At 71.1% G+C, this 24,341-nt stretch carries 24 protein-coding genes; 14 read left to right on the forward strand and 10 right to left on the reverse strand.

Annotation, left to right across the window (positions count from 1 at the left end; all coding sequences use genetic code 11):
- Positions 1-48: 48 nt before the first annotated feature.
- Positions 49-1,509 carry a menaquinone biosynthesis decarboxylase gene (locus tag ACWCQ1_RS23225; RefSeq protein ID WP_133043447.1) on the forward strand — a complete coding sequence of 487 codons (1,461 nt, stop codon included), beginning with the start codon at positions 49-51 and terminating at the stop codon, positions 1,507-1,509.
- The gene (gene mqnP / locus ACWCQ1_RS23230) at positions 1,506-2,408 is read left to right on the forward strand and encodes a menaquinone biosynthesis prenyltransferase MqnP (protein WP_358593035.1); all 903 of its coding nucleotides are present in this window, start codon (positions 1,506-1,508) and stop codon (positions 2,406-2,408) included. Before ACWCQ1_RS23225 ends, mqnP begins: the two co-directional genes overlap by 4 nt.
- Here mqnP and ACWCQ1_RS23235 read toward each other — a convergent pair.
- Positions 2,398-3,003 (reverse strand): rhomboid family intramembrane serine protease, encoded by a 606-nt coding sequence (locus ACWCQ1_RS23235; protein WP_451027266.1) that lies wholly within the window; start codon positions 3,001-3,003, stop codon positions 2,398-2,400. The two genes, mqnP and ACWCQ1_RS23235, sit on opposite strands and share 11 nt — an antisense overlap.
- Positions 3,004-3,106: 103 nt before the next feature.
- Between ACWCQ1_RS23235 and ACWCQ1_RS23240 the strand changes: the two genes are divergently transcribed.
- The 7 genes from ACWCQ1_RS23240 to ACWCQ1_RS23270 all read left to right on the forward strand — a co-directional run bounded on the left by ACWCQ1_RS23240 (position 3,107) and on the right by ACWCQ1_RS23270 (position 7,929).
- Entirely contained in the window at positions 3,107-3,790 is a 684-nt protein-coding gene (locus ACWCQ1_RS23240) for a UbiX family flavin prenyltransferase (protein WP_133043444.1), read from the forward strand.
- Between the two features lie 73 nt (positions 3,791-3,863).
- A complete protein-coding gene (locus ACWCQ1_RS23245) occupies positions 3,864-4,319 on the forward strand; it encodes an Lrp/AsnC family transcriptional regulator (protein ID WP_133043443.1) in 456 nt (151 codons plus the stop codon).
- 50 nt (positions 4,320-4,369) lie between these two features.
- Positions 4,370-5,533 (forward strand): aminofutalosine synthase MqnE, encoded by a 1,164-nt coding sequence (gene mqnE / locus ACWCQ1_RS23250; RefSeq protein WP_133043442.1) that lies wholly within the window; start codon positions 4,370-4,372, stop codon positions 5,531-5,533.
- A gap of 104 nt (positions 5,534-5,637) precedes the next feature.
- The gene (locus ACWCQ1_RS23255; RefSeq protein ID WP_133043441.1) at positions 5,638-6,276 is read left to right on the forward strand and encodes a UdgX family uracil-DNA binding protein; all 639 of its coding nucleotides are present in this window, start codon (positions 5,638-5,640) and stop codon (positions 6,274-6,276) included.
- Between the two features lie 16 nt (positions 6,277-6,292).
- Complete coding sequence (locus ACWCQ1_RS23260) at positions 6,293-6,817, forward strand: N-acetyltransferase family protein (RefSeq protein WP_451027267.1); 525 nt, start codon at positions 6,293-6,295, stop codon at positions 6,815-6,817.
- Between the two features lie 90 nt (positions 6,818-6,907).
- A complete protein-coding gene (locus tag ACWCQ1_RS23265; protein WP_133043439.1) occupies positions 6,908-7,216 on the forward strand; it encodes a DUF4229 domain-containing protein in 309 nt (102 codons plus the stop codon).
- Positions 7,217-7,266: 50 nt separating this feature from the next.
- Positions 7,267-7,929 carry a TetR/AcrR family transcriptional regulator gene (locus ACWCQ1_RS23270; protein WP_451027268.1) on the forward strand — a complete coding sequence of 221 codons (663 nt, stop codon included), beginning with the start codon at positions 7,267-7,269 and terminating at the stop codon, positions 7,927-7,929.
- Here the strand turns inward: ACWCQ1_RS23270 and ACWCQ1_RS23275 are convergent.
- Positions 7,894-8,580 (reverse strand): hypothetical protein, encoded by a 687-nt coding sequence (locus tag ACWCQ1_RS23275; RefSeq protein WP_451027269.1) that lies wholly within the window; start codon positions 8,578-8,580, stop codon positions 7,894-7,896. The two genes, ACWCQ1_RS23270 and ACWCQ1_RS23275, sit on opposite strands and share 36 nt — an antisense overlap.
- A 47-nt stretch (positions 8,581-8,627) precedes the next feature.
- Positions 8,628-9,917 carry a DUF6716 putative glycosyltransferase gene (locus tag ACWCQ1_RS23280; protein WP_451027270.1) on the reverse strand — a complete coding sequence of 430 codons (1,290 nt, stop codon included), beginning with the start codon at positions 9,915-9,917 and terminating at the stop codon, positions 8,628-8,630.
- 244 nt (positions 9,918-10,161) lie between these two features.
- Between ACWCQ1_RS23280 and ACWCQ1_RS23285 the strand changes: the two genes are divergently transcribed.
- On the forward strand, positions 10,162-10,515 hold the full coding sequence (locus ACWCQ1_RS23285; RefSeq protein ID WP_451027271.1) for a hypothetical protein: 354 nt from the start codon (positions 10,162-10,164) through the stop codon (positions 10,513-10,515).
- A 77-nt stretch (positions 10,516-10,592) separates the two neighbouring features.
- Here the strand turns inward: ACWCQ1_RS23285 and ACWCQ1_RS23290 are convergent, their stop codons facing one another.
- Complete coding sequence (locus ACWCQ1_RS23290) at positions 10,593-11,465, reverse strand: MaoC family dehydratase (protein WP_451027272.1); 873 nt, start codon at positions 11,463-11,465, stop codon at positions 10,593-10,595.
- The gene (locus ACWCQ1_RS23295; RefSeq protein ID WP_358593049.1) at positions 11,438-13,198 is read right to left on the reverse strand and encodes a 3-oxoacyl-ACP reductase; all 1,761 of its coding nucleotides are present in this window, start codon (positions 13,196-13,198) and stop codon (positions 11,438-11,440) included. The genes ACWCQ1_RS23290 and ACWCQ1_RS23295 overlap by 28 nt, the downstream gene beginning before the upstream one ends.
- Before the next feature lie 279 nt (positions 13,199-13,477).
- Between ACWCQ1_RS23295 and ACWCQ1_RS23300 the strand changes: the two genes are divergently transcribed.
- The 3 genes from ACWCQ1_RS23300 (at position 13,478) to ACWCQ1_RS23310 (ending at position 20,100) form a co-directional block, all read left to right on the forward strand.
- Positions 13,478-15,418 carry an AMP-dependent synthetase/ligase gene (locus ACWCQ1_RS23300; RefSeq protein ID WP_358593051.1) on the forward strand — a complete coding sequence of 647 codons (1,941 nt, stop codon included), beginning with the start codon at positions 13,478-13,480 and terminating at the stop codon, positions 15,416-15,418.
- Positions 15,419-15,716: 298 nt separating this feature from the next.
- Complete coding sequence (locus ACWCQ1_RS23305; RefSeq protein ID WP_358593053.1) at positions 15,717-17,633, forward strand: AMP-dependent synthetase/ligase; 1,917 nt, start codon at positions 15,717-15,719, stop codon at positions 17,631-17,633.
- Positions 17,634-17,784: 151 nt separating this feature from the next.
- Positions 17,785-20,100 carry an MFS transporter gene (locus tag ACWCQ1_RS23310; RefSeq protein ID WP_451027273.1) on the forward strand — a complete coding sequence of 772 codons (2,316 nt, stop codon included), beginning with the start codon at positions 17,785-17,787 and terminating at the stop codon, positions 20,098-20,100.
- Between the two features lie 89 nt (positions 20,101-20,189).
- On the opposite strand, the gene ACWCQ1_RS23315 is transcribed toward ACWCQ1_RS23310, so the two are convergent.
- The 4 genes from ACWCQ1_RS23315 to ACWCQ1_RS23330 all read right to left on the reverse strand — a co-directional run bounded on the left by ACWCQ1_RS23315 (position 20,190) and on the right by ACWCQ1_RS23330 (position 22,868).
- Positions 20,190-21,026, reverse strand: a complete 837-nt coding sequence (locus ACWCQ1_RS23315; protein ID WP_358593057.1) for a YceI family protein — start codon at positions 21,024-21,026, stop codon at positions 20,190-20,192.
- Between the two features lie 21 nt (positions 21,027-21,047).
- Positions 21,048-21,668 carry a TetR/AcrR family transcriptional regulator gene (locus tag ACWCQ1_RS23320; RefSeq protein WP_358593059.1) on the reverse strand — a complete coding sequence of 207 codons (621 nt, stop codon included), beginning with the start codon at positions 21,666-21,668 and terminating at the stop codon, positions 21,048-21,050.
- Between the two features lie 103 nt (positions 21,669-21,771).
- The gene (locus tag ACWCQ1_RS23325) at positions 21,772-22,017 is read right to left on the reverse strand and encodes a DUF397 domain-containing protein (protein ID WP_451027274.1); all 246 of its coding nucleotides are present in this window, start codon (positions 22,015-22,017) and stop codon (positions 21,772-21,774) included.
- A complete protein-coding gene (locus ACWCQ1_RS23330; protein WP_451027275.1) occupies positions 22,014-22,868 on the reverse strand; it encodes a helix-turn-helix domain-containing protein in 855 nt (284 codons plus the stop codon). The genes ACWCQ1_RS23325 and ACWCQ1_RS23330 overlap by 4 nt, the downstream gene beginning before the upstream one ends.
- Before the next feature lie 115 nt (positions 22,869-22,983).
- Here ACWCQ1_RS23330 and ACWCQ1_RS23335 point away from each other — a divergent pair, with 115 nt between their 5' ends.
- Positions 22,984-23,427 carry an ATP-binding protein gene (locus ACWCQ1_RS23335; protein ID WP_451027276.1) on the forward strand — a complete coding sequence of 148 codons (444 nt, stop codon included), beginning with the start codon at positions 22,984-22,986 and terminating at the stop codon, positions 23,425-23,427.
- On the opposite strand, the gene ACWCQ1_RS23340 is transcribed toward ACWCQ1_RS23335, so the two are convergent.
- Entirely contained in the window at positions 23,411-24,316 is a 906-nt protein-coding gene (locus tag ACWCQ1_RS23340; RefSeq protein ID WP_358593065.1) for a LysR family transcriptional regulator, read from the reverse strand. The genes ACWCQ1_RS23335 and ACWCQ1_RS23340 overlap by 17 nt on opposite strands.
- Positions 24,317-24,341: the final 25 nt, after the last annotated feature.

Consider the following 24,341-nt stretch of genomic DNA (forward strand, 5'->3'; position numbering starts at 1 on the left):
CGGCCCCGGTGACGGGGTCAGGGTAGCGGGTGGCCGATACTGGGACCCATGGCTTACGACGATCTTCGCTCCCTGCTCAGGGCCCTGGAACGCGAGGGCGACCTCAAGCGCGTCAAGGTCGAGGTCGACCCCTATCTGGAGGTCGGGGAGATCGTCGACCGGGTGCAGAAGGCAGGCGGCCCCGCGCTGCTCTTCGAGAACGTGAAGGGCTCCGCCATGCCCCTCGCGATGAACGTCTTCGGCACCGACCGGCGGCTGTTGAAGGCCCTGGGTCTGAAGTCGTACGGCGAGATCAGCGAGAAGATCGGCGGTCTGCTGCGGCCCGAACTGCCGCACGGGTTCGTCGGGGTGCGCGAGGCCTTCGGCAAGCTCGGCGCGATGACGCACGTACCGCCGAAGAAGGTGAAGTCCGACAACGCGCCGGTGCAGGAAGTCGTCCTCACCGGGGACGACGTCGATCTCGACCGGCTGCCCGCGCTGTTCACCTGGCCCAAGGACGGCGGTTCCTTCTTCAACCTGGGCCTCACCCACACCAAGGACCCGGAGACCGGGATCCGCAACCTCGGCCTGTACCGGCTCCAGCGGCACGACAAGCGCACCATCGGCATGCACTGGCAGATCCACAAGGACAGCCGCAACCACTACCAGGTCGCGGCGCGGCGCGGTGAGCGGCTGCCGGTCGCGATCGCCTTCGGCTGCCCGCCCGCGGTGACGTACGCCTCCACCGCGCCCCTGCCCGGTGACATCGACGAGTACCTGTTCGCCGGGTTCATCGCCGGCAAGCGGATCGAGATGGTGGACTGCAAGACGGTGCCGCTGCAGGTGCCGGCGCAGGCGGAGGTCGTGATCGAGGGCTGGCTGGAGCCCGGCGAGATGCTCCCCGAGGGCCCCTTCGGCGACCACACCGGCTTCTACACCCCGCAGGAGCCCTTCCCCGCGCTGAAGATCGACTGCGTGACGATGCGGAAGCGGCCGCTGCTGCAGTCGATCGTCGTAGGCCGACCCCCGACGGAGGACGGACCCCTCGGCCGTGCGACCGAACGGTTCTTCCTCCCCCTGCTGAAGATCATCGTCCCGGACATCGTGGACTACCACCTGCCCGAGGCGGGCGGCTTCCACAACTGCGCGATCGTCTCGATCGACAAGAAGTACCCGAAGCACGCCCAGAAGGTCATGCACGCGATCTGGGGGGCACACATGATGTCCCTGACGAAGCTGATCGTGGTCGTGGACTCCGACTGCGACGTCCACGACCTGCACGAGGTCGCGTGGCGGGCGCTCGGCAACACCGACTACGCCCGCGACCTCAGCGTCGTCGAAGGCCCCGTCGACCATCTCGACCACGCCTCCTACCAGCAGTTCTGGGGTGGCAAGGCGGGGATCGACGCGACGAAGAAGTGGCCCGAGGAGGGCTACACCCGCGACGGCGGCTGGCCCGACATGGTCCTGTCCGACCCGGATACGGCGGCGAAGGTCGACCGCCGCTGGAAGGAGTACGGCCTTTCATGAGCAGTGCCTCCGCCGCGATCCCGCAGCCAGGACGCACCAAGGCGTTTCTGCGTCTGGTGATGATCGAGCACTCGGTGTTCGCCCTGCCCTTCGCGTACATCGCCGCGCTCACCGCGATGTACGAGTGGGACAAGAACATCCACTGGGGGCGGCTGCTCCTGGTCACCGTCTGCATGGTGGGTCTGCGGACGTTCGCCATGGCCGTGAACCGGATCATCGACCGGGAGATCGACGCGCGGAACCCGCGCACGGCCCACCGCGAGCTGGTCACCGGCGCGATGTCGGTGAAGCACGCCTGGACCGGTGCCCTCATCGCGGTCGTCGTCTTCCTGGGCTCGGCGGCGCTGCTCAATCCGCTCTGCCTGGCCCTGGCGCCGGTGGCGGTCATCCCGATGGTCGTCTACCCCTACGGCAAGCGGTTCACGAACTTCCCGCAGGCCATCCTGGGGCTCGCCCAGGCGATGGGCCCGATCGGCGGCTGGCTCGCCGTCAGCGGTGAGTGGAACTGGCACGCGGTGATCCTCGGCCTCGCCGTGGGCATCTGGATCGGCGGGTTCGACTTGATCTACGCCTGCCAGGACGTCGAGACCGACCGCGAGATCGGCGTCATGTCGGTCCCGGCCCGCTTCGGCATCCCGGCGGCCATCTGGGGCGCGCGGGTCTGTCACTTGCTGACCATGTCCCTCCTCGTCTGGTACGCCGTCGCCACCGACGCGGGAGGGTTCTTCTGGGTCGGTCTGATGATCGTCGCGGGCGCCTTCGTCTACGAGCACTCGATCGTGCGACCCCACGACCTGTCCCGCCTCAACCGCGCGTTCTTCAGCGTCAACGGCTTCATCGGCATCGCCCTGTTCGTGTGCGCGCTGCTGGATCTGCTGGTGCGGGGTCTCACCGTGTGAGTGCGGGAGGCGAGGCGGGGCGGCGCCGGAACCAGAACGCCGTTCCGACTCCCGTCGCCAGGCCTATCAGGTGGGCCTGCCAGCTGACGCCCGTCTGCAGGGGGGACAGGCCCAGGAGGATCGACGTGCCCCAGACGGCGCCGATCAGCAGGCCCACCAGGACGCCCAGCGGGCGGCGCTCGACGAAGCCGTTGACCAGCAGGAAGCCGAACAGGCCGAAGATCAGGCCGGACGCGCCCGCGGTGTTGGTGTGGTCCGGGGCTGTCAGCCACACGCCCAGTCCGTCGGCGACGATGATGACGAGGCAGAGGGCGGCGAACCGGCGCAGTCCGCCCAGCGCCGCGAGGAAGCCCATGACCAGCAGCGGCACGCTGTTGGCGGCCACATGGGCGAAGCCGAAGTGGATGAACGCGGCCGGGACGATGTCCACCAGCTCGGAGACCCGGCGCGGCATGATGCCGAAACCGTCGAGCGCGTGGCCGCTGACCACGTCGACCACTTCCAGCAGCCACAGCAGGGCGACCCAGCCCACCATCAGCTTGGCCGCGGCCTTCGCCCGCTCACTCCGCGACCACTCGAGCTCCGTACCCGACATGCCGTCCCCCAACGATCCGCCCGACCCCTGGAGGGTCCTTAAGAACAACGGCCGAGCCCCCTCGACCGGTTCCCACCCCGCGGCGCCGGATAGGCTCGGTGTCGTGCACCCAGTCAAGCCAGGAGAGACGCCGCGTACACCTTGGATCGTAGGGGTGTCCGGCGCTTCCGGCACGCCATATGCCGCGTCGGTGCTGCGTGCGCTGCTCGACGCCGGCGAGAGCGTGGACCTGGTCGTCAGCCGGGCCTCCCGGCTCACCCTCCTGGACGAGACGGGGATCTCGTTCCGGGACGCACACTGGCGTGACGACCTGCGGGAATGGCTGACGCGGGGTGCCGACGGAAAGCCCGGGACCTACACCGTGGACGTCGACGCCGTGCGGTACTGGCCCGCCGGGGACCTCGCCGCGGGCCCGTCCTCGGGGTCGTACCCGGTCAAGGGCATGCTCATCGTGCCGGCCTCCACGGCGTGCGTGGCCGGTGTCGCGCTCGGGCTGTCCAAGGATCTGCTCCAGCGCGCCGCGAGCGTCACACTGAAGGAACGCCGGCCGCTCGTCGTGGCCGTACGGGAGACCCCCTTGAACGGCCAGACGCTGCGCCACCTCGTCGCCCTCGACGACGCGGGCGCCACCGTGGTCCCCGCCTCGCCCGCCTTCTACGCGGGCGCCACGCACATCCAGGACCTGGTGGACTTCGTCGCCGGGCGGGTGCTGGACGCGGCGGGCGTCGGGCACGGCCTGTACCGGCGCTGGAAGGGCGAACTGGGTGGCGGCCACAGCGCGGACTAGGGCGCCGGCACCTGTGGGCACCTCGCACTACCTCTCATCACTCGGCAACTCTTCAGCGGAAGGCATCGATCGCATGGACGCGGTGGACAGGCAGCTCATCCAGGCCCTGAGGGAGAACGGCCGGGCCTCGTACGCGGAGCTGGGGCGCCTCGTCGGTCTGTCGGGGCCCAGCGTCACCGACCGCATCAACCGGCTGGAGGCGGCCGGTGTCATCACCGGCTACCGCGCCACCGTCGACGCCGCCTCGCTCGGCCTCGGCGTCACCGCGCTGATCGGGATCTCCCTCTCCGACGCGGCCGACCACGAGGACGTGGCCCAGCGGATGAAGGAGCTCGGCGAGATCGAGGACTGCTGGTTCATCGCCGGCGACGACTCGTTCATGCTCAAGGTGCGGGCGAGCGACGTGGACGGCCTGGAGAAGATCATCCGGCGGCTCAGCGGGACGAAGGGCGTGTCCCGGACCCGTACCACGATCGTGCTCTCCACGAAGTGGGAGAACCGGGTGGGTGAGCTGCCCGAACAGGTGTGAGCCCGTGGGCGTACGGTTGGGTCGAGTTGTCGTAGAGGAAAGGTCGTGGCATGGACGTCGGGCTCAAGCGCGAGCTGGAGGAGAAGGTCCGCTCCGGTGAGCGGCTGTCCCGCGAGGACGGCATCGCGCTGTACGAGTCGGACGACCTGGCCTGGCTCGGCGGCCTCGCCCACGAGGTGCGCACCCGCAAGAACGGTGACGTGGTCCACTTCAACGTCAACCGGCACCTCAACATGACCAACGTGTGCACGGCGTCCTGCGCCTACTGCTCCTTCCAGCGCAAGCCGGGTGAGAAGGACGCGTACACGATGCGCATCGAGGAGGCGGTGAAGCTCGCGAAGGCGATGGAGAGCGACAACCTCACCGAGCTCCACATCGTCAACGGGCTGCACCCGAACCTGCCGTGGCGCTACTACCCGCGTTCGCTCAGGGAGCTGAAGCAGGCCCTGCCGAACGTCTCCCTGAAGGCGTTCACGGCGACGGAGATCCACCACTTCGAGACGATCAGTGGGCTGTCGGCTTCGGAGATCCTCGACGAGCTGATCGACGCGGGCCTGGAGTCCCTCACCGGTGGTGGCGCCGAGATCTTCGACTGGGAGGTCCGGCAGCACATCGTGGACCACCGCACCCACTGGGAGGACTGGTCCCGCATCCACCGGCTGGCGCACGAGAAGGGTCTGAAGACCCCGTGCACCATGCTGTACGGCCACATCGAGGAGCCGCGTCACCGCGTCGACCACGTCCTGCGCCTGCGTGAGCTGCAGGACGAGACCGGCGGCTTCCAGGTCTTCATCCCGCTGCGCTACCAGCACGACTTCGTGGACATGAAGGACGGCAAGGTCCGCAACCGGCTCCAGGCGCGCACCCAGATGGCGACGGGCGCGGAGGCACTGAAGACCTTCGCGGTCTCCCGCCTGCTCTTCGACAACGTCCCGCACGTCAAGGTCTTCTGGGTCATGCACGGCGTCCAGACCGCGCAACTGGCGCTCCAGCACGGCGCCGACGACATGGACGGCTCGGTCGTCGAGTACAAGATCACCCACGACGCGGACAACTTCGGCACCCCGAACAAGCTGACCCGCGAGGACCTCCTGGACCTGATCCGCGACGCCGGCTTCCGCCCGGTGGAGCGCAACACCCGCTACGAGATCATCCGAGAGTACGAGGGCCCGGACCCGGCACGAAGGGAAGAGCCGCAGCCGATGCGGGTCTGAGCCCCGTCGGGGGGCGGGTGCGAGTGAGCGGGGGCTGGTCGCGCCCCGCGGCGCAGCCGCACATCGATGCGGTCACGCGCCCCTGGGGTGGGTACTCGCAGCGCATGTCGTCCGAAGACGCCTACACAGCGGAGCCCTTTCTCCCGGAGCGGCGCGACCTGGGGGCACTGCGCAAAGCCGCCGCCGACTGCCGGGGCTGTCCGTTGCATCGGGACGCCACTCAGACGGTGTTCGGTGAAGGTGACGCTCACGCGCGCGTGATGCTGGTCGGGGAGCAGCCCGGGGATCAGGAGGACCGGCAGGGGAAGCCGTTTGTCGGGCCCGCCGGGAAGCTTCTGGACCGGGCCCTCGTGGACGCCGGTATCGACCCGGGGGACGCCTACGTCACCAACGCGGTCAAGCACTTCAAGTTCACCCGGGCCGAGCCCCGTAAGCGGCGCATTCACAAGGCGCCCACGCTGCGCGAGATGACCGCGTGCGGGCCCTGGCTGGCCGCCGAGCTGGCCGTCGTGGAGCCGGAGCTGATCGTGGTGCTCGGGGCCACCGCGGGCAAGGCGCTGCTGGGGTCGTCGTTCCGGGTCACGCAGGTGCGCGGGACGGTGCTGGAGGAGGAGATTCACGGGCGGCGGGAGCGCTTGGTGCCCACCGTTCATCCGTCGTCCGTGCTGCGCGCGGACGATCGGGAGTCGGCGTACCAAGGTCTCGTAGCGGATCTGAAAGTCGCGGCGCGCGTCCTGACGTAAGGGCTAGGATACCCGCGTGTCCCTTACCTTCACTCTCGACCCTGCCGTCACCCCCGCCCTCCGCGACGGCATCCTCGACCTGTGGACGGACGTGTCCAACGCCGGCGGCTCCGTCGGTTTCGTGCCGCCGGTGACGGCGGAGACGATCCGGCCGGAGCTGGTCCGGCACATGGTCGCGATGGCGGAGGGCCGCACCCGGCTCCTGGTCGGGCACGACGAGGACGGACGGGTCGCCGCCACCGCCTTCCTCGCCCTCAACACGCACCGGCTCATGACCCACTGGCTGTGGCTCTACACGGTGATGGTCCGCCCCCGCCACCAGGGCAAGGGGTACGGCCGCGACCTGCTGGCCGCCGCCCAGGACGCGGCGTGCGGATTCGACGGCATCGAGGCGATCCGGCTCACCTGCCGGGGCGGTCTCGGGCTGGAGCGGTTCTACGGCTCCTGCGGCTACAAGGAGGTCGGCCGCGTCCCCGGCGCGATCCGGGTGGCACCGGGCGACGACCGCGACGACGTGATCATGCTGCTGCCGCTGCGCTGAGCCCCCGCCTGCAAGATCGGGTACCTGACGTGCTTCACTGGACGGTGCCCTTTGGCAATGTTCGTACCGTTGACGGAAGAGTGGATTGAGATGCTCCGCTACACGCTGATGCGCCTCGGGATCTTCGCGGGCTGCTTCGTGGTCGTCTGGGGTCTCGTCTACACCGGCGTCGTCCCGCGCGGCTTCGGCGCCTCCAACGGCATCTGGATGGTCCTGCTCGCCCTGCTGATCTCGGCCCCCATCAGCTTCGTCGTCCTGCGCAAGGAGCGGGACCGGGCCTCGATCAAGGTCGTCGAGCGGGTCGACCGGATGAAGGCGAACTTCGAGGCGAACGCGGCCCAGGAGGACGACGCGGACGACGCGGCCCGCACCCAGGGCCAGGCACCCCAGACGTCGTAAGCCCGTCACGCGGGGTTTGCACACGCTTGGTCCCAACTACTCTGTGCGGCATGGGTGCCGTGAAGACCAAGCGGATGCCGCGGGCGGTGCGGGAGCAGCAGATGCTGGACGCCGCCGTGCGCACCTTCGGGCAGCGTGGGTACATGGCCGCGTCGATGGACGAGATCGCCGAACTGGCGGGCGTGTCCAAGCCGTTGGTCTACCTGTACCTCAACTCGAAGGAAGACCTGTTCACCGCATGCATCCGGCGTGAGGCGAAGGCGCTGACGGAGGCGGTGCGGTCCGGAGTGCGGCGGGAGCTGCCCGCCGACCGGCAACTGTGGGAAGGGCTGCGGGCGTTCTTCACGCACACCGCGCAGAACCCGGACGGCTGGGCCGTGCTGCATCTGCAGGCCCGTACCCACGGCGAGCCGTTCGCGGCCGAGGTGGCGGCGATGCGCGAGGAACTCGTCGCCTTCGTGACGCAGTTGATCGTGGTGGCCGCGCGGGAGGCGCACCGGGATCCCGATCTGGCCGAGAGCGAGGTCGCGGGGCTCGCCGAGGCGCTGGTCGGTGCCGCCGAGTCCCTCGCGGCCTGGGCCAACGCGACCCCCGGCGTCACCGCGCGGCAGGCCGCGGCCACCCTGATGAACTTCGCCTGGGCCGGGCTCGGCAACCTGATGGAGGGACGGCCCTGGTCACCCCCGCAGGAGGCGGAGCAGCCCGTCCTGTGACGCGGCCGCGTCCCCGACGTCCACGCCCGTTCCCGCGAGCAGCGACGCCAGGGCGGGCTCGGCGCGCAGGGTGACGAGACGGGACGCGACCGGGCCGAGCAACAGCTCGGTCTCCAGGGCCGCTTCGGGCCGTACGACGTCCATCCCGGCCCGTGCTGCCAGCCGGCGCAGCCGCCGGCCGCTCTCGCGCGGGTGGGCGAAGTAGCGCTCGGCGTTGAGCCGGTGGGCGAGCGCGGCGACCTCGTCGACGGGAACCCCCGGCGCGCCGACCAGATCGGTCCCGGACAGCACCTCGGGCGGCCCGAACCGGCGCCGCACCCAGCCGTGCCCGGGCCCGCGCGCCTCGACGACGTCCCGCGCCCCGACCGTCGCCACCAGCAGCCGCAGCGCCCGCGAACAGGACGCCCCCACGACGACCCGCCCAGCACCGGCCAGCCGAGGAGCGAGCGCGAGCGTCGACCCGTACAACCCGACCGGCACCCCCTCGCGCCGGGCCAGCCGTGCCGTGCACCACACCTGCTCCCGAGTCCGGGCATGGCGCGGAAGCACCACGGCGACCTCGCACCCCGACCCGTCCCGCTCACCCCACTCCAAGACCTCCAGCAGCCCGCGGACGGAGTCGGCCACCGCGATCCCGGTCCCACCCGCCACACCGACGGCCACCTGTGTGACGGCACCCGCCGAAGCGCCACGCCCCCTCACGCCGACCCCCAGCGGCGCAGTGCCGGTGCCACCCTCTGGTGGCCCACCCGGTACAGCCTCTTCGCGCCGCGGCGGGCCGCTGTGCGGACCGCGCCCCGTACCCCGCCGGAGGAGGCCCGAGCGGCTGTCGGCAGGGGGTGGCCCTCTTCGTCGAGTCCGTGGCGGGCCAGGATCGGCAGGAGGTAGGGGCCGGCGGAGCTCGGGGTGTAGTACGGGCGCAGGGGCGGCAGGTGACGCAGGGCGCGCAGGTCGGCGAGGCGGGCGCGGGCCGCCGCGTACGGGTCGGTCCGGCCGATGCCCTGCGCCGCCGCCCACTCGGCACGTGGCATCGGCAGCGCGCCCGCGTCGAGGTCGTCCCAGGAGGCCAGGCAGCCGGAGTGCAGGAAGTAGTGGTTGCCGTGCGCCTCGCGGACGCCGAGGTCGGTCAGGATGGCCGTCGGGATGCCGCGGTGCATGGACTCCAGGGCGGCCGTGGAGCTGACGGTGACCAGCAGGTCGGTGCGGTCGAGGACCTCGGCCATGTTGCCGTAGACCAGCCGGAGGTTGGCCGGGGCGGGCTCGGACAGCCGCTCGACGAGGAGCTGGTACGGGTCCGCCTCGACGTGCGTGGTCTGCTCGCCCGGCAGACTGCGCAGCTTGACCAGCACCTCGCGGTCGGGATGGCGGCGGGCGTGTCCGGCGGCCCGCTCCAGGAGGTGCAGCCGGGCGCTCCGTTCCTTCGGCACCGAGGGCTGCACGGCGAAGGTGAGGGTGAACGGCCGCTCGGGGGACGGACGGTGGGGCTGCCCGGTCAGGAAGGGCAGGGCGCACTCCACCACCGAGTCCGGGTCCACGCCGACCGAGGCGAAGGCGCGGGCGAAACGGGCCGCGTCGTGGGCCGAGTTGGCGAGGACGAGGTCCGTGCCGGCGCGGGTCAGCAGCCCGTCGACCATCTTCTCGTAGACGACGCCGACGTATCCGCTCACCGTGACCGGTCGCCGCTCGCGCCCCTCCCAGGCCCGCCCGAGGGTGTGCGTGAGGGCGAGGACCGTGCCGCCGGAGACGGCCAGGACGACCACGTCGGCGGCGGCCAGTTCCCCGTCGCCGGCGAGCTCGGCGACCGTCACCTCGCGGCGCGTGTCGGGCTCGATGCCGACCTCGGCGAGCTGACGCTCGGTGGGTGTGGAGCGGCCCCGCAGGAACACGGCGTCCAGCGCGTGCTCCGGGGCGAGTTGCCGGGCCACCGAGGCGCCCCATTTCCAGCGGGTGTCGGAGTCCGCGACTACGGCGATACGTCTGTGGGACATGCCCGGAGGCTAGGAACGGCTCCTGAGCGCCGGGTGAGTCTTCCCTGTGTGGTTTCCTGCGTATGTGGGTGCCGACTGTGAGAATTTGGTCAACTCGCCTTACCGGAAGCGGATGTTCGAAACCGCTCCAAGTGAATGGACGGCAGGTGTTCGCCTGTTGTTCATGGAGGGTGACAACTGTCATCCCGATCGGCGGACGACGGACACTGGGGGAACGAATCCGTCCGCCCGTACTTTCATGCCCATGACGAAGACCAGTGGCGAGGACCCGCAGAAGACCGACATCAAGGTGAGCCTCATCGGCGGCCACCGCCTCAAGGGCGAGACCCTGCACGAGCGCACCCTCACCGCCTCCCTCATCGGCGGCGCGGACATCGACCTCACCGACATCGACATCCCCGACGGCGCCGAGCTCCGCGTCACCAAGCTGAGCCTGATCGGCGGCGTCAGCCTCAAGGTCCGCCCCGACGTCCGCGTCGAGGTCCACGGCATCCGCCTCGGCGGGGTGAAGGACGACGGCCCCACCGAGCCGGGCGGCCCGACGGTCCGCATCGACGCGTGGGGCCTGATCGGCGGGGTCAGCGTCAGCCGCGGCTGAACCGGCCCGTCACGGGAGGGGCAGGGGCGCCGCGGAGGCCGTGTCGTCGGCCGCGAGGAGCGGGGAGCGGGGAGACGCTACGGCAGCGGGTCCACCCGTCCGCTCACATGCAGACGATCACCGCTTCCGCGCAGCTCGAACCGGCCCCCCTCCGCCCCGTACGTCACGGTCCCCGGCAGCAGCACCGGGGCGCGGAACTCCGCCCGCACCCGCACCGGGTCCGGCGCCCCGTGGGCGGCGAGGCAGCGGGCCACGGTCCACATGCCGTGCGCGATGGCGCGCGGGAAGCCGAAGAGGCGGGCGGTGAGGGGATGGAGGTGGATGGGGTTGCGGTCGCCGGACGCGGCCCCGTACCGCCGCCCGACGTCCCCGGCCAGCCGCCACTCGGCGAGCACGGGAAGCGGTGCCCGCTCGGCCCGTTCGGCGGACGGCTCGGCGTGCGTGCGGTGGCGTGCGAGATACGTGCTGCGCGACTCCCACACGACGTCCCCGCCCTCCCCGCCGTCCCGCACCTCGGTGATCACCGAGGCCTCGGTGCCGCGCCGGTGCGGCTCCAGACCGCCGACGTAGACGGCGAGTTCGTACGTGCCGGTGGCCGGGAGCGACCGGCGCCGGGTGATGTCGACGGAGGTGTGGACGAGGCCGAGCAGCGGCAGCGGGAAGCAGCGGTCGCTCATCAGGCGCATGGCCAGCGGGAAGCCCAGAACGTGCGGATAGGTCAGGGGCAGGGCGTCGTCGCCGGTGGCGAAGCCACAGACCCGCTCGTACGCGGCCAGCCGCGCGAGGTCCACGCGCAGGCCGGGCAGGACGAGGCGGGTACGGGGGAACTCCGCGTCGGGGCTCGGCCGTTTGAAGGGGGACAGGAGGGCGCCCCGGGCGAGCAGGGGCGGGAGGGAGGGGGAGCCGGTGAGGACGAGGGACATCACGCCCCCAGCAGGCTCTGCCCGCATACGCGGACGATCTGGCCGTTGACGGCGCCGGACGCCGGATGCGCGAGCCAGGCGGTGGTCTCGGCGACGTCGGCCGGAAGTCCGCCCTGTGCGAGGGAGTTCATCCGCCGCCCCGCCTCCCGGATGAACAGGGGGATCGCGGCCGTCATCGTCGTCTCGATGAACCCGGGCGCCACCGCGTTCACGGTCACCCCGTGCTCGGCGAGGGCGCGGGGCGCGAGCGAGCGGACCAGTCCGACGACGCCCGCCTTGCTCGCGCCGTAGTTCGTCTGCCCCGCGTTGCCCGCGAGCCCGGCGATCGAGGCGGTGGCGACGATCCGCCCGCCGCGCCGGAGCGTCCCGGCGTCGAGCAGGGCGTCCGTCGTGCGCAGCACGCTCGCGAGGTTCACGTCGAGCACCGAACTCCACCGCTCGGCAGGCATGTTGACCAGCCGCCGGTCCCGGGTGATCCCGGCATTGTGCACGAGCACGTCCAGCCCGTCGGGCAGGGCGTCGGCGATCCGCGCCCCCGCGTCGGGCGCGGTGATGTCGAGCGCGAGCGCCCGCCCACCGAGCCGCTCGGCCACCCGCCGCGCATCCTCTTCGGCCTGCGGCACATCGAGTACGACGACATGGGCCCCGTCCCTGGCCAACACCTCAGCAACCGCCTCCCCGATCCCCCGCGCGGCACCGGTGACAAGCGCGATACGCCCGGCGAGGGGCTGGTCCCGGTCCACGACGACTTCCCCCACCGACACCCCGCCCGAGACCACGGCCCGCGCCCGACCGTGCGGGTCTGTGGCGGCTGCTGGGCGAGACGGGCTGCCGCCCGTTGCCTGGTCGGTGGCGCTCCCGTGTGTCGTCTGCTCGGCCGGGTCTCCGACGGCTGCCTGGCTGGCCGGGCTTCCGCCCGTTGTCCGGTCGGTCACGCCTCCGTCTGGTGCCTGGCCGGTCGGGCTTTCGCCCGTTGCCTGGCTGGTCGGGCTTCCGCCCGGTTCCTGGCCGGTGGTGTTGGCGTGGGTCGTCTGGCCGGTCGCGCTTCCGCCTCCTGCCTGGCCGGCCCCGCTTCCGCTCGCTGCCTGGCCCGCCGGGTTTCCGCCCGCCGGGGCCACCGGGTTCTCGACCGTTGCCCGATCACTCCGGCTCCCTGCCACCGCTTGGTCGCCCTGCGCGGCGGTCGCCGTCTGCTCGCCCCCCGGACCGACCGCGCCCCCCGCCCCCACCACGATCACCTGCCCGCTCACGTACGCCGACCTGGGTGAGAGCAGGAAGTGGAGGGTTGATTCCGCTGCGGGGGCGGCTGTCAGGCGGATCAGGTTCACCGTCCGTCCGTGGCCGATCTCCTTGCCGAGGGAGCGGACGAAGCCCTCCAAGGCCTGCTGGGCGGCGGCCTGGTGGTGGTCCGTGGGGTCGAGCGGCGCGCCCAGGACGACGATCCGGCCGCTGCTCGCGACCGACCGCACGACCGGGTGCAGCGCCGCGTGCACCTCGGCGAGCGTTTCGACGTCCCGCACCCCGGTGGCGTCCAGGACGACCGCGGCCGGTGCGTCGGCACTCTCGGTCAGGCCCGTGCGGGCGAGGACGGGGGAGAGGTCGAGGTCCGACTTGCCGGCGGTGAGGGCCAGGAGCCCGCCGGTGAGCGCGGGGCGTCCGGGCGACCAGCGGTGCAGGGGCGCCGGTTGCGGCAGCCCGAGCCGGCGGGTCAGGAAGCGGCCGGGCGCGGTGCCGGCGAAGCGCAGATAGCGGTCGGCCATGTCCAGTCTCCCCAGGCGGCGGCTTGCTTACTCCAGAGTCAGGTTACCCGAGGTAATAGCAGGTGGGGAGGTGAAAAATGTTCAACATACCGCCCGGTAACGTCTTTTCGGCACGAAAAGCGACGACCTTGCACATCCCTGACGCACGCCCACCGCCGGACCACCTCCGTACCCTCACCGGACCATCACGCCGGCACCGTACGATCTCCTCCCCTTGACCTGCGACAACCTGCGACAACTCCCCCGCAGGGCAGCTGGGTTGAACATCTGGAGTCGCCCGTGTCCACCTCGCACCCGCCCGCCGACCTGGTGGTCCACTCCACGGCGTACGACGGCACACCGGTCCTCGTGGAGCCCGCCGTCCGCCGGCTGGACGGAGAGGTGCGCGAGGTCTCGGTACCGCCCTTCGTCCCACCTGTGCGCCACGGCTCGCTCGCCGACCTGCCCTTCGACAACGCCCGGACCGCCCCCGACGACCGGGTCCTCAGCCGCCGTACCGAGGCGGGCCGTTGGACGGACGTGACGGCCGCCGAGTTCGCCGCCGAGGTACTGGCCACGGCGAAGGGGCTGATCGCGACCGGGCTCACACCGGGCGACCGCGTCGCCGTCATGGCCCGCACGGTCTACGAGTGGACGCTCCTGGACTTCGCCGCCTGGGCCTGCGGCCTGGTCACCGTGCCGATCTACCCCACCTCCTCCCTCTTCCAGACCCGCTGGATCCTCCAGGACTCCGGCGCGGTGGCCCTGGTGACGGAGACCGGCGCCCAGGCCGCGGCCCTCGGCCCCGAACTGGACCGCGTGCCCGATCTGCGGCACCTGTGGGTCATCGAGAAGGGCCATGTGGAGCGCCTGGGGGAGTGCGGCGCACACGTGCCGGACCAGGAAGTGGCCGTACGGCGCGGGATGCTGGGCCCCGACACGCTGGCCACGATCGTCTACACCTCGGGCACCACCGGCCGCCCCAAGGGCTGCGCGATCACGCACGGCAACTTCTTCGCCGAGGTCGACAACGCCATCGAGCTCCTCTACCCGGTCTTCCGCGCCCGGACCAGCGAGGAGGCGTCGGTCCTGCACTTCCTGCCGATGTCGCACATCTTCGGCCGGATGGTGGCCGTCGCCTGCGTCAGGGCGCGGGTGCGCCTCGGACACGCGCCGAGCCTGAAGTCGGAGGAACTGCTGCCCGACCTGGCGAGCTTCCGGCCGACCTGTCTCGTCGCCATCCCGTACATGCTGGAGAAGGTGTTCAACGTGGCCCGCGCGCGGGCCGAGACCGGCGGCCGGGTCAGCGCCTTCGACCGCGCGGTGGGCGTCGCCTGCCGTTACGGCGAGGCGCGCGAGGCCCGCCAGTCCGGCACGGGCCCCGGCCCGGGCACCGCGCTGAAGGCCGCCCGCGCCTTCTACGACCCGTTGGTCTACCGCCGTATCCGCAACGCCATGGGCGGCCGGGTCCGCTACATGATCTGCGGCGGCTCCCCGCTGGGCCGCCGGCTCGCCTCCTTCTACGCGGGCGCGGGCATCGAGGTCTACGAGGGCTACGGGCTCACCGAGACCACGGGCGCGGCCACCGTCTCCCCGCCCCTCAAGCCCCGCCTGGGCACGGTCGGCTGGCCGCTGCCCGGCACGAAGGTGCGCATCGCGGCCGACGGCGAGATCCTGCTGGCCGGCGGGCACGTCCTGCGCGGCTACTGGGACCCGAACGCCGGCGGGGTCGTCCCGGCGACCGCCGACGGCTGGCTCCCCACCGGCGACATCGGGCGGCTGGACGAGGACGGCTACCTCCACATCACCGGCCGCAAGAAGGAGATGCTGATCACGGCGGGCGGCAAGAGCGTCGCCCCGGCCCCGCTGGAGAACTGGCTCCGCCAGCACCCGCTGATCTCCCAGGTCATGGTGGTCGGCGACGCCCGCCCCTACGTCGGCGCCCTGATCACCCTCGACATGGAGGGCGTCGACCACTGGCGCCGGATGAGGGGCAGGCACCCGGTCCCCGCCGAACTGCTGCTGGACGACGAGGAGTTGCACCAGGTCCTGCAACGGGCCGTCGACGAGGCCAACAAGCTGGTCTCCCGCCCCGAGTCCATCCGCCGCTTCACCGTCCTGCCGGGCGACTTCACGGAGGAGGCGGGCCACCTGACGCCATCGATGAAACTCCGCCGCGAGGCGATAGCCGAGGAGTTCGCCGAGCAGATAGAGCTCCTGTACGCCCCATACGGCGCGTAAGCGCCGTAGTCAGGGGCGCGGGGCTGTGACATGTGCGGCTCCGCTGCGCGGGCGCGACCAGCCACGACGGTGCCGCAGCCTGACGACGGCCCCCAATCGGCCCACCCAGCGGAGCGTTCTGCACAGGCCCGGCCCCGGAACATTTCCGGATCATCACGAACTCGCCATGGCCGAGACGTATCCTTCCTGCTGTAACTCGCGGTAACATCCCGGCCGCACACCGCCGGTGAACAACTCGGTACGCACCGCACGTACCACTGCAGAGCGGTACCGAGCTGCACGCCCCAGGAGAGCTGCCATGTCCGTGTCCGTGCCATACCCCGCCGCGTCCGACTACGACGGCGTGCCCCAGCTCGTCGAGCCGGAGATCCGCCGGCTGGACGGCGAGGTGCGCGAGACGTCGGTGCCCCCGCTCGTGCCGCCGCCCACCCACGGCTCGCTCGCCGACCTGCCCTTCGACAACGCGGACGCGGCGCCCGACGCCCGTGTCCTCAGCCGCCGCGCGGAGGACGGCGGTTGGGCGGACGTCACCGCGGCGGAGTTCGCGCGCCAGGTGCTGGGCCTGGCCAAGGGGCTGATCTCGGAGGGGCTGGTCCCGGGTGACCGGATCGCCGTGATGGCGCGGACGATCTACGAGTGGACGCTCCTGGACTTCGCGGCCTGGGCGGCGGGCCTGGTGACCGTCCCCGTCTATCCGACCTCCTCGGTCTTCCAGACCCGCTGGATCCTCCAGGACTCCGGCGCGGTGGCCCTCGTCACGGAGAACGCGGGGCAGGCGGCGGCCCTCGGCCCGGAGTTGAACCAGCTGCCGGACCTGCGGCACATGTGGATCGTCGAGAAGGGCCACCTCGACCGGCTCGCCGAACTCGGGCAGCCCGTCCCCGACCAGGAGGTCGGCGTGCGGCGCGGCATGCTCGTCCCCGACACGCTCGCCACGGTCGTCTACACCTCGGGCACCACCGGCCGTCCCAAGGGCTGCGTCCTCACCCACGGCAACTTCCTCTCCGAGGTCGACAACGCGATCGAGCTGCTCTACCCGATCTTCAAGTCGAAGGCGGACGATCCCTCCACCCTGCTCTTCCTGCCCATGTCGCACGTCTTCGGCCGCATGGTGGCGATCGCCTGCGTCCGCGCCCGGGTCCGCCTCGGCCACGCCCCGAGTCTGCAGGCCGAGGATCTGCTGGCCGACCTGGCCGCCTTCCGCCCGACCTTCCTGCTGGTCATCCCCTACATGCTGGAGAAGGTCTTCAACAACGCCCGCGCCAAGGCGGAGAGCGGCGGCCGGGTCTCCGTCTTCGACCGCGCCGTCAACGTCGCCGTCCGCCACGCCGAGGCGACCGAGGCCCGGCACGCCGGCACGGGCTCGGGCCCGAGCACGGCCCTGAAAGCGGCCCGCACCTTCTACGACCCGCTGGTCTACCGCCGTATACGCAACGCCATGGGCGGCAGGATCCGGCACATCATCTCCGGCGGTTCCCCGCTCGGCCGTCGTCTGGCCGCCTTCTACGCGGGCGCGGGCATGGAGATCTACGAGGGCTACGGCCTCACCGAGTCGACCGGGGCCGCGACCGTCACCCCACCGCTCAAACCCCGTCTGGACACGGTGGGTTGGCCGCTGCCGGGGACCAGGGTGCGGATCGCGGCCGACGGCGAGATCCTGCTCAGCGGCGGTCAGATCTTCCGCGGCTACTGGGACCCGCACGGCGGTGGCGTGATCCCCTCGCAGACCGACGGCTGGTTCCCCACGGGGGACATCGGCCGCCTGGACGAGGAGGGCTATCTGACCATCACCGGCCGCAAGAAGGAGATCCTGATCACCGCGGGCGGCAAGAACATGGCCCCGGCCCCGCTGGAGAACTGGCTCCGCCAGCACCCGCTGATCTCCCAGGTGATGGTCGTCGGCGACCGCCGTCCCTACATCGCGGCGCTCATCACCCTCGACATGGACGGCCTCAGCCACTGGCGCCGGATGAACGGCAAGCACCCGGTCCCGCCGGAACTCCTTGTCGACGACGAGGAGTTGAGAGAGATCCTGCAGCGGGCGGTGGACGAGGCTAACAAGCTGGTGTCGAGGCCCGAGTCGATCCGGCGGTTCGCCGTGCTGCCCCGCGACTTCACCGAGGCGGAGGGGCATCTGACCCCGTCGATGAAGCTCCGCCGGGAGGTCGTGCTGCGGGACTTCGAGGCGGAGGTCGAGGGCCTGTACGCGCGGTGAACGGCCGCGTACGACCCGTCCCGCGGTCCGTGTGAAGCTAACGAAACGTTTGCGTTTCGCTGCCCGGGTGGCATACGTTGGCATGGTTTGCTGTACGAAACAGTTTCGGACCGATGTGCTGAGCAACTAGCCCCCTGAGGGGAGTACCACCTTGGAAGCCATCCCGGTCGCCATCGCCCAGGCCGGGCCCTCCGGCCAGACCCAAGCTCCGTCAAAACACCGCTGGTGGGCGCTGGCCGTGATCGGCCTCGCCCAGCTCATGGTCGTGCTCGACGCCACGATCGTGAACATCGCACTGCCCTCCGCCCAGCAGGACCTGGGCTTCGACAACAACGGCCGGCAGTGGATCGTCACCGCCTACTCGCTGGCCTTCGGCAGCCTGCTGCTCCTCGGCGGCCGCCTCGCCGACCTCTTCGGCCGCAAGACCACCTTCATCGTCGGCGTCGTCGGATTCGCCGCCGCCTCCGCGCTCGGCGGCGCGGCGAACGGCTTCACGATGCTGGTGATCGCCCGCGCGGTGCAGGGCCTGTTCGGCGCCCTGCTCGCCCCGGCGGCGCTCTCCCTGCTGACCACCACCTTCACCGAGGCGAAGGAACGCGCCAAGGCGTTCGGCATATTCGGCGCCATCGCCGGTTCCGGCGCGGCCGTCGGCCTGGTCCTCGGCGGTCTGCTCACCGAGTACCTCGACTGGCGCTGGACGCTGTACGTCAACGACGTCATCGCCGTTCCCGCGCTGATCGGCGCGATCGTCTTCATCAGCCGTTCCGTCCCGGCCGAGCGGCCCAAGCTGGACCTCCTCGGCGCCCTCCTGGTCTCCGGCGGCCTGTTCGGCGTCGTCTACGGCTTCGCCAACGCGGAGACGCACGACTGGGGCAACTGGATGACCTGGGGCTTCCTCGCCGGGGGCGGGGTCCTGCTGGTCGCGTTCTTCCTCTGGCAGACCCGGGCCGCACACCCCGTACTGCCGCTGCGCGTCCTGGCCGACCGCGACCGCGCGGCCGCCCTGTCGACCGTGCTCATCTCCTCGGCCGGCATGTTCGGCGTCTTCCTCTTCCTCACGTACTACCTCCAGTCGACGCTGGGCTATTCACCGGTCAAGAACGGTGTGGCCTTCCTGCCGATGGTGGCCGCGCTGATGGTGATGGCGCAGTTGTCCACCAACGTGCTGGTGCCGAAAATCGGCCCCAAGATCGTCGTACCGGTCGGCATGCTCCTCGCCGTGGGCGGCATGATCTGGCTGACCCGCCTCGGCCTGCACAGCGGGTACGCCTCGGACGTGCTGGGGCCGCTGCTGCTTCTCGGCGCCGGACTCGGCATGTCGATGCCCGTCGCGATGAGCTACGCCACCCTCGGCGTGCAGGCGAGCGACCAGGGCGTGGCCTCGGCGGCCGTCAACACCACCCAGCAGGTGGGCGGTTCGATCAGCACCGCGCTGCTGAACACGCTCGCCGCCACCGCCGCCACCGACTACGCCAAGGACCACCTGACCGACCCGCTGGTCAAGGCGAACGCGGCGCTGCACAGCTACGAGGTCGCCTACTGGTGGTCGGCCGGCTTCTTCGCCTTCGCCGTGATCGTCACGGCGCTGCTGTTCCGCGCGAAGAAGAGGGCGAGCGAGCCGGCGGAGGAGGCCGGGGCGCCCGTCGAGGCCACGGTCCCGGAGGCACCGGCCGCCGCGAGGGCCACCACGGCCGTGCTCCCCGCCGCGACCGCGGCCGCCGTCCGGGGACAGGTGCGCGACGGTACGGGCGCACCCGTGCCCAGCACCGCCATCACCCTGCTCGACAACTCCGGCCGTCAGCTGGCCCGAGCCGTCTCCGGCCCGGACGGCACGTACGCCGTGGACACCGCCGAGCACGGCAGCCTCGTCCTGATCGGCTCGGCGCCCGGCTACCAGCCGCAGGTCGTCACGCTGACCCTGAACGGCGCGCCCGTCTCCCACGACCTGGTGATCCTGCCGAGCCCCGGCGGCCTGACCGGCACCGTGCGCGCCGGGGACGGAGAGGTCCTGCCCGGCGCGCTGGTGGTCGCGACCGACCAGCACGGTGACGTGACCGGGTCCACGACGACGGGCACGGACGGTGGCTACCGCATCGGCGACCTGCCGCCCGGCGACTACACGGTGAGCGTCAGCGCCCCCGGCCACCGCCCGGCCGCCGTACCCGGCACCGTCACCGCCGAGACCGCCCGCTGCGACGTCCAGCTGACCGTCGCGGCGACCCTGCGGGGCACGGTGCACACGCCCGACGGACGGGCGCTCGACGACGCCCGGGTCACCCTGATCGACGCCGCGGGCAACGTCGTCGGAACCCGCACCACGAGCGTCGACGGCAGCTACGCCTTCACGGACCTCTCCAGCGAGCAGTACACGGTGATCGCCAGCGGCTACCCGCCGGTGGCGACCCAGGTCACGCTGGACGGCGGCCGGGAAGGCGTCGACATCCTGCTGGGCCACAAGGAGTCCTAGGACAGTCCCAGGACCCATCGACCCCCATGCGGCAGCGTCCGCCACCCGGAGTCCCGGGCGGCGGACGCTGTCGTACACGGTCCTGATGCTCAGCCCAGAGAGGGCAGTCGCTCACCCTGGACGGCCTGGATGTCGAGTTCCACGCGCAGGGTGGCGCCGATCGCGGCGATGCCCGCCTGGACGACCTGGTTGTAGTTCATGGCGAAGTCCTCGCGCCGCAGCTCGGTGGTGGCGCGAAAGGACGCCCGCACCCCGCCCCAGGGGTCCGGGCCGGTGCCCAGGTAGGACAGGTCCAGATCGACGGACCGGGCCACGCCCCGCAGGGAGAGTTCGCCGTGCACGGTCCAACGCGCCTCACCGGCCGGGGTGATGCCCGTACTGCGGTAGGTGATCTTCGGGTGGACGTCCACGTCGAGGAAGTCGGCGGAGCGCAGATGGCCGTCGCGCATCCCGTTGCCGGTGTCGATCGAGGCACCCTCGACGACCGCCTCCACGCTCGACGCCAGCGGGTTCTCCGCGACCTCGATCCGCCCCCCGAACTCCTTGAACCGCCCGTGCACACTGGTCAGCCCGAGATGCTGGGCCACCGCGCTCACGCTGGAGTGCGCCGGGTCGATGGTCCACGGCCCGGGCGGCGGAAGCTCCACGCCGCCGGCCCGCGCCAGCACGAGCGAGCCGAGGTCGGCGCCGCCGGAAGCGGTCACGATGGCGGTCGAGGCGACGGGGGCGTGGCCGACGGCGGTGACGATCACGGTGTACGTGCCGGGCGCGAGGGCGTCGGTGGCGACGAGCCCCTCCGCGGTGGCCTCCTGACGGACCGCCTGCTGCCCGGCCATGTCGGTGACGGTCAGCACGGCGTGCGGGACGGCCCAGCCGTCCTTGGTACGGATCCGGGCCCGCAGGCCGCCTGCGTGGGTGCTGGTCATGAACGCTGCCTCTCGAAGTGCTCAGGCGGTGACGCTGTTCCGGGACGGGGGAGGCGCGAGGAGGACGGGGAGGACCACGGCGTCGACGTACGCCCGCAGGAAGGCGCGGGTCGGGGGCAGATCTTCCAGCAGTCCGCGGGCGACCAGGGCGCCGAGGAGCATGTGGGCCGCGTGGTCCAGGGCGCGGTTGTCGGCGTGGATCTCACCCCGGTCGACGGCGTGCCGCAGCACTCGCTGGAAGGCGTCCAGCTCCACGTCGAGGATCCGTTCCCGGAAGACCCGCCCCAGGTCCGTATGCCGGTGCATCGCCACGGCGAGGCCGCGCATGAGCGACGACGTCTCCTCCATGGTGTCCTCGGCCGCGCGGTCCAGGAGGACGTCGAAGTCCTCTCGCAGTGATCCCGTGTCCACGTCGGCGACGACGCCGGGCCTCTTGTGCCGCATCGCCTCGACGACCAGCTCGACCTTGCCGCCCCACTGGCGGTAGAGCGTGGCCTTGCTGGTCCGGGTGCGGGTGGCGACGGCGTCCATGGTCAGTCCGTCGTACCCGACCTCGCCGAGCAGCTCCAGCACGGTCTCGTACAACTCGCTCTCGCGCTCGGCCGTGAACCGACTGCGCCGCGACGCCGCGACCTCGGTCACTTCCCTCACCTTCCCCAGGTGAACGATACGGTTTCGTACGTATCCTTACCTCTTCGAGGCTACCCTGTGCGACTGCAAAACGAAACAGTTTCGTACGCGCCGGTTACTTCGTGGACGTGAGGAAGGCGGCCCAGGCGGTGGGGGAGACGGTGAGGTGGGCGCCGGCTTCCGGGCGGAGCTTGGAGTCGCGGATGTGGACGGTGGCGGGGGTGAGGGCGACTTCGAGGCACTGGCCGCCCTCACCGCTGCTGTAGCTGGACTTGCGCCAGCTGTACGCGACTTCGAGGCATTCGCCGCCCCCACCGCTGCTGTAGCTGCTCTTGAACCAGGTGAGTTCGTCAGCGTTCATAGCCGTCCCCGCAGTCTCTCGATCAGGTCCAGTGACTCGTTGGGCCTGAGGGCGTGTGCCCTGAGGAGTCCGTAGCGCTCGTTCAGGACGCGAACTTCTTCCGCGTCGGTGATCAGTCGTGGATACGTGTGGATCTCCACGTACGCTACCTGCTCCCCCTTCTTGACCGTCAGGAGGTTGAACGGCCCATCCATGCTGGGCTGTTCCTCGCGGTCCATCGGCATCACCTGGAGCGCGACGGTCCGCAGGGTCCCGATGCGCAGCAGGTTCTCCAACTGGGCCGCGTGCACCTCCCGACCGCCGACGGGCCGCAACAGAACGCTCTCGTCGAGGACGAAGCTGAACGTCGGCGATGGCCACAGCTCGAGGATCCGCTGTCGGGCCATACGGTCGGCCAACCTCTTCCCGATGGCCTCCTCGCTCAGAAGGGGACGCCACTGCGAGAACACTGCCTGGGCGTACTCCTCGGTCTGGAGCAGTCCCGGTACCAGTTGGTTGCTGTAGACATGCAGCGCCGTGGCCTCGGCCTCCAGCGCCGCGTACCCCCGATACCACTCCGGATGCCTGGTCCGTGCCCGAGCCATCGCCTCCTTGACGTCCGGGATCACCTCCTTCAGCAACCCACCCGCGTCCAACAACTCGTCCGCCTTCTCCAGGAAGTCCGGCTGGGGCGTCCGTACGCCCCTTTCCATCGCCGAGATCTGGTCCGGCCCGTACGCCACCAGCTCGCCGAACTCCTTCTGCGTCAACCCCCTCCGCTCCCGCAGCAGCCTGAGCATCTTGCCCAGGGCCGTGAACAAGCCCGTCGTCCCCTCGGCCTCCGCCGGTGTCTCCGGCCTCCGCTCCTCCACAGCTCCACCCTCCCGCCCGACGACCCGTACTCCGCACCGAGCGCAGCCGTACAGCTACCCACAGTCGCCACGTTGCTCCTGGTCAGGGTAGAGACAACCCAGCACTCTCAGTCACGTGAACGCCGAAATCTCCACCCCCACAAGCACCCCCACCGCCGAACTGACCCAGCGCCTCAGCTCGACACCCCGAGGCGCACGCCTCGCCCGCCACCTCACGGCGCAACAACTGCACACCTGGGGATTCCCGCACGGCAGCGACCTGAACGACACCGCACAGCACGCCGTCGCGGAACTCGCCGCCAACGCCGTCACCCACGGCCGCGTGCCCGGGCGGGACTTCGAGCTGAGGTTGTCGCTGCTGCCGGCCGAGGACACGCTGCGTATCGAAGTGAGTGACGCTCGCGGGGATCGAGAGCTGCGGTTCGCCGCCGCCGACCCGGACGGCGACGGAGGCCGAGGGCTCGTCCTCGTGACGCTTCTCGCCGCCGCCTGGGGTGTTACCCAGCGTGCCGTGGGCAAGACGGTCTGGGCCGAACTGCCCCTCAAGGAGCCGGAGTAGACCCCCGCCGTCGACTCTCGACGACCGTGTCCGCGAACGCCCGTGCCGGAGGACTGAGCGCGTCCCAGCGTCGTACGGCCCACCCGACGACAAGGGGACGCAGGGCCGGGACCGGGATCAGCCGCAAGGTTCCGTCGCCGGGCACCGCGAGCCCCGGCAGCGCGGGGACCAGCGCGCGGCCCACCCCCAACTCGGCCAGCAACAGTGCCGTGTCCCAGTCCGCGACACTCGTGTCGTAACCGAAGCCGATCCCCAACTCCGCGCAGGCCGACTCCAGATGCGCGGCCGACGCCGAGTTCGGGGGGAGGCGGATCAGACGGATGTCGTTCAGCTCGGCCGCGTCCAGGGACGGACGTCCGGCCCACACGTCGTCGTCCCTCACCGCCAGCACCCACGGCAGTTCGACCACCGCCCGCTGCTCGATCCCGCGCACCGGCGGACCGAGGGTGATCCACGCCAGGTCCAGCGTGCCGTCGGCCAGCGCGTCGAAACTGCCGCGGCCCGAACTCACCGTACGGAACTCGACGTTGACCCTCGGATAACGGCGCCGGAAGCGAACCACCGCGTCCGACATGAAGTGCCGTACGGTCGTCGCACCCGTAGCGACACGGACATACCCGCTCTCGCCCTCGACCAGGTCCCGCAACTGCCGTACGGCGAGGTCGAGTCCGGAGATCCCCTCGGCCGCCGCCGCCTCCAGCACCCGGCCGGCCTGCGTCGGGACGACCCCGCGCGGCTGCCGTTCCAGAAGCGCCACCCCGGTCTCCCGCTCCAGCCGCTTGACGTGCTGGCTGACCGCCGACTGGGTGCAGCCCAGATCGCGCGCGACCGAACTGAGGCTTCCGGCCCGGCACACCGCCACGAACACACGCAGGTCGTCGAGGGTCACAACCCCCAAGCTAGCACTTGGAGTT

The organism is Streptomyces sp. NPDC002144 (assembly GCF_053593695.1).

What these genes read in the sequence shown, in the direction of transcription:
- ACWCQ1_RS23315 (WP_358593057.1), bottom strand. Translation starts at nt 21,026, where the DNA reads ATGACCAGCACCCACGCAGGCGGCCTGCGGGCCCGGATCCGTACCAAG.
- ACWCQ1_RS23280 (WP_451027270.1), bottom strand. Translation starts at nt 9,917, where the DNA reads ATGTCCCACAGACGTATCGCCGTAGTCGCGGACTCCGACACCCGCTGG.
- mqnP (WP_358593035.1), top strand. Translation starts at nt 1,506, where the DNA reads ATGAGCAGTGCCTCCGCCGCGATCCCGCAGCCAGGACGCACCAAGGCG.
- ACWCQ1_RS23325 (WP_451027274.1), bottom strand. Translation starts at nt 22,017, where the DNA reads ATGAACGCTGACGAACTCACCTGGTTCAAGAGCAGCTACAGCAGCGGT.
- ACWCQ1_RS23270 (WP_451027268.1), top strand. Translation starts at nt 7,267, where the DNA reads ATGGGTGCCGTGAAGACCAAGCGGATGCCGCGGGCGGTGCGGGAGCAG.
- ACWCQ1_RS23255 (WP_133043441.1), top strand. Translation starts at nt 5,638, where the DNA reads ATGTCGTCCGAAGACGCCTACACAGCGGAGCCCTTTCTCCCGGAGCGG.
- ACWCQ1_RS23285 (WP_451027271.1), top strand. Translation starts at nt 10,162, where the DNA reads ATGACGAAGACCAGTGGCGAGGACCCGCAGAAGACCGACATCAAGGTG.
- ACWCQ1_RS23290 (WP_451027272.1), bottom strand. Translation starts at nt 11,465, where the DNA reads ATGCGGGCAGAGCCTGCTGGGGGCGTGATGTCCCTCGTCCTCACCGGC.
- ACWCQ1_RS23295 (WP_358593049.1), bottom strand. Translation starts at nt 13,198, where the DNA reads ATGGCCGACCGCTATCTGCGCTTCGCCGGCACCGCGCCCGGCCGCTTC.
- ACWCQ1_RS23235 (WP_451027266.1), bottom strand. Translation starts at nt 3,003, where the DNA reads ATGTCGGGTACGGAGCTCGAGTGGTCGCGGAGTGAGCGGGCGAAGGCC.
- mqnE (WP_133043442.1), top strand. Translation starts at nt 4,370, where the DNA reads ATGGACGTCGGGCTCAAGCGCGAGCTGGAGGAGAAGGTCCGCTCCGGT.
- ACWCQ1_RS23225 (WP_133043447.1), top strand. Translation starts at nt 49, where the DNA reads ATGGCTTACGACGATCTTCGCTCCCTGCTCAGGGCCCTGGAACGCGAG.
- ACWCQ1_RS23305 (WP_358593053.1), top strand. Translation starts at nt 15,717, where the DNA reads ATGTCCGTGTCCGTGCCATACCCCGCCGCGTCCGACTACGACGGCGTG.
- ACWCQ1_RS23265 (WP_133043439.1), top strand. Translation starts at nt 6,908, where the DNA reads ATGCTCCGCTACACGCTGATGCGCCTCGGGATCTTCGCGGGCTGCTTC.
- ACWCQ1_RS23245 (WP_133043443.1), top strand. Translation starts at nt 3,864, where the DNA reads ATGGACGCGGTGGACAGGCAGCTCATCCAGGCCCTGAGGGAGAACGGC.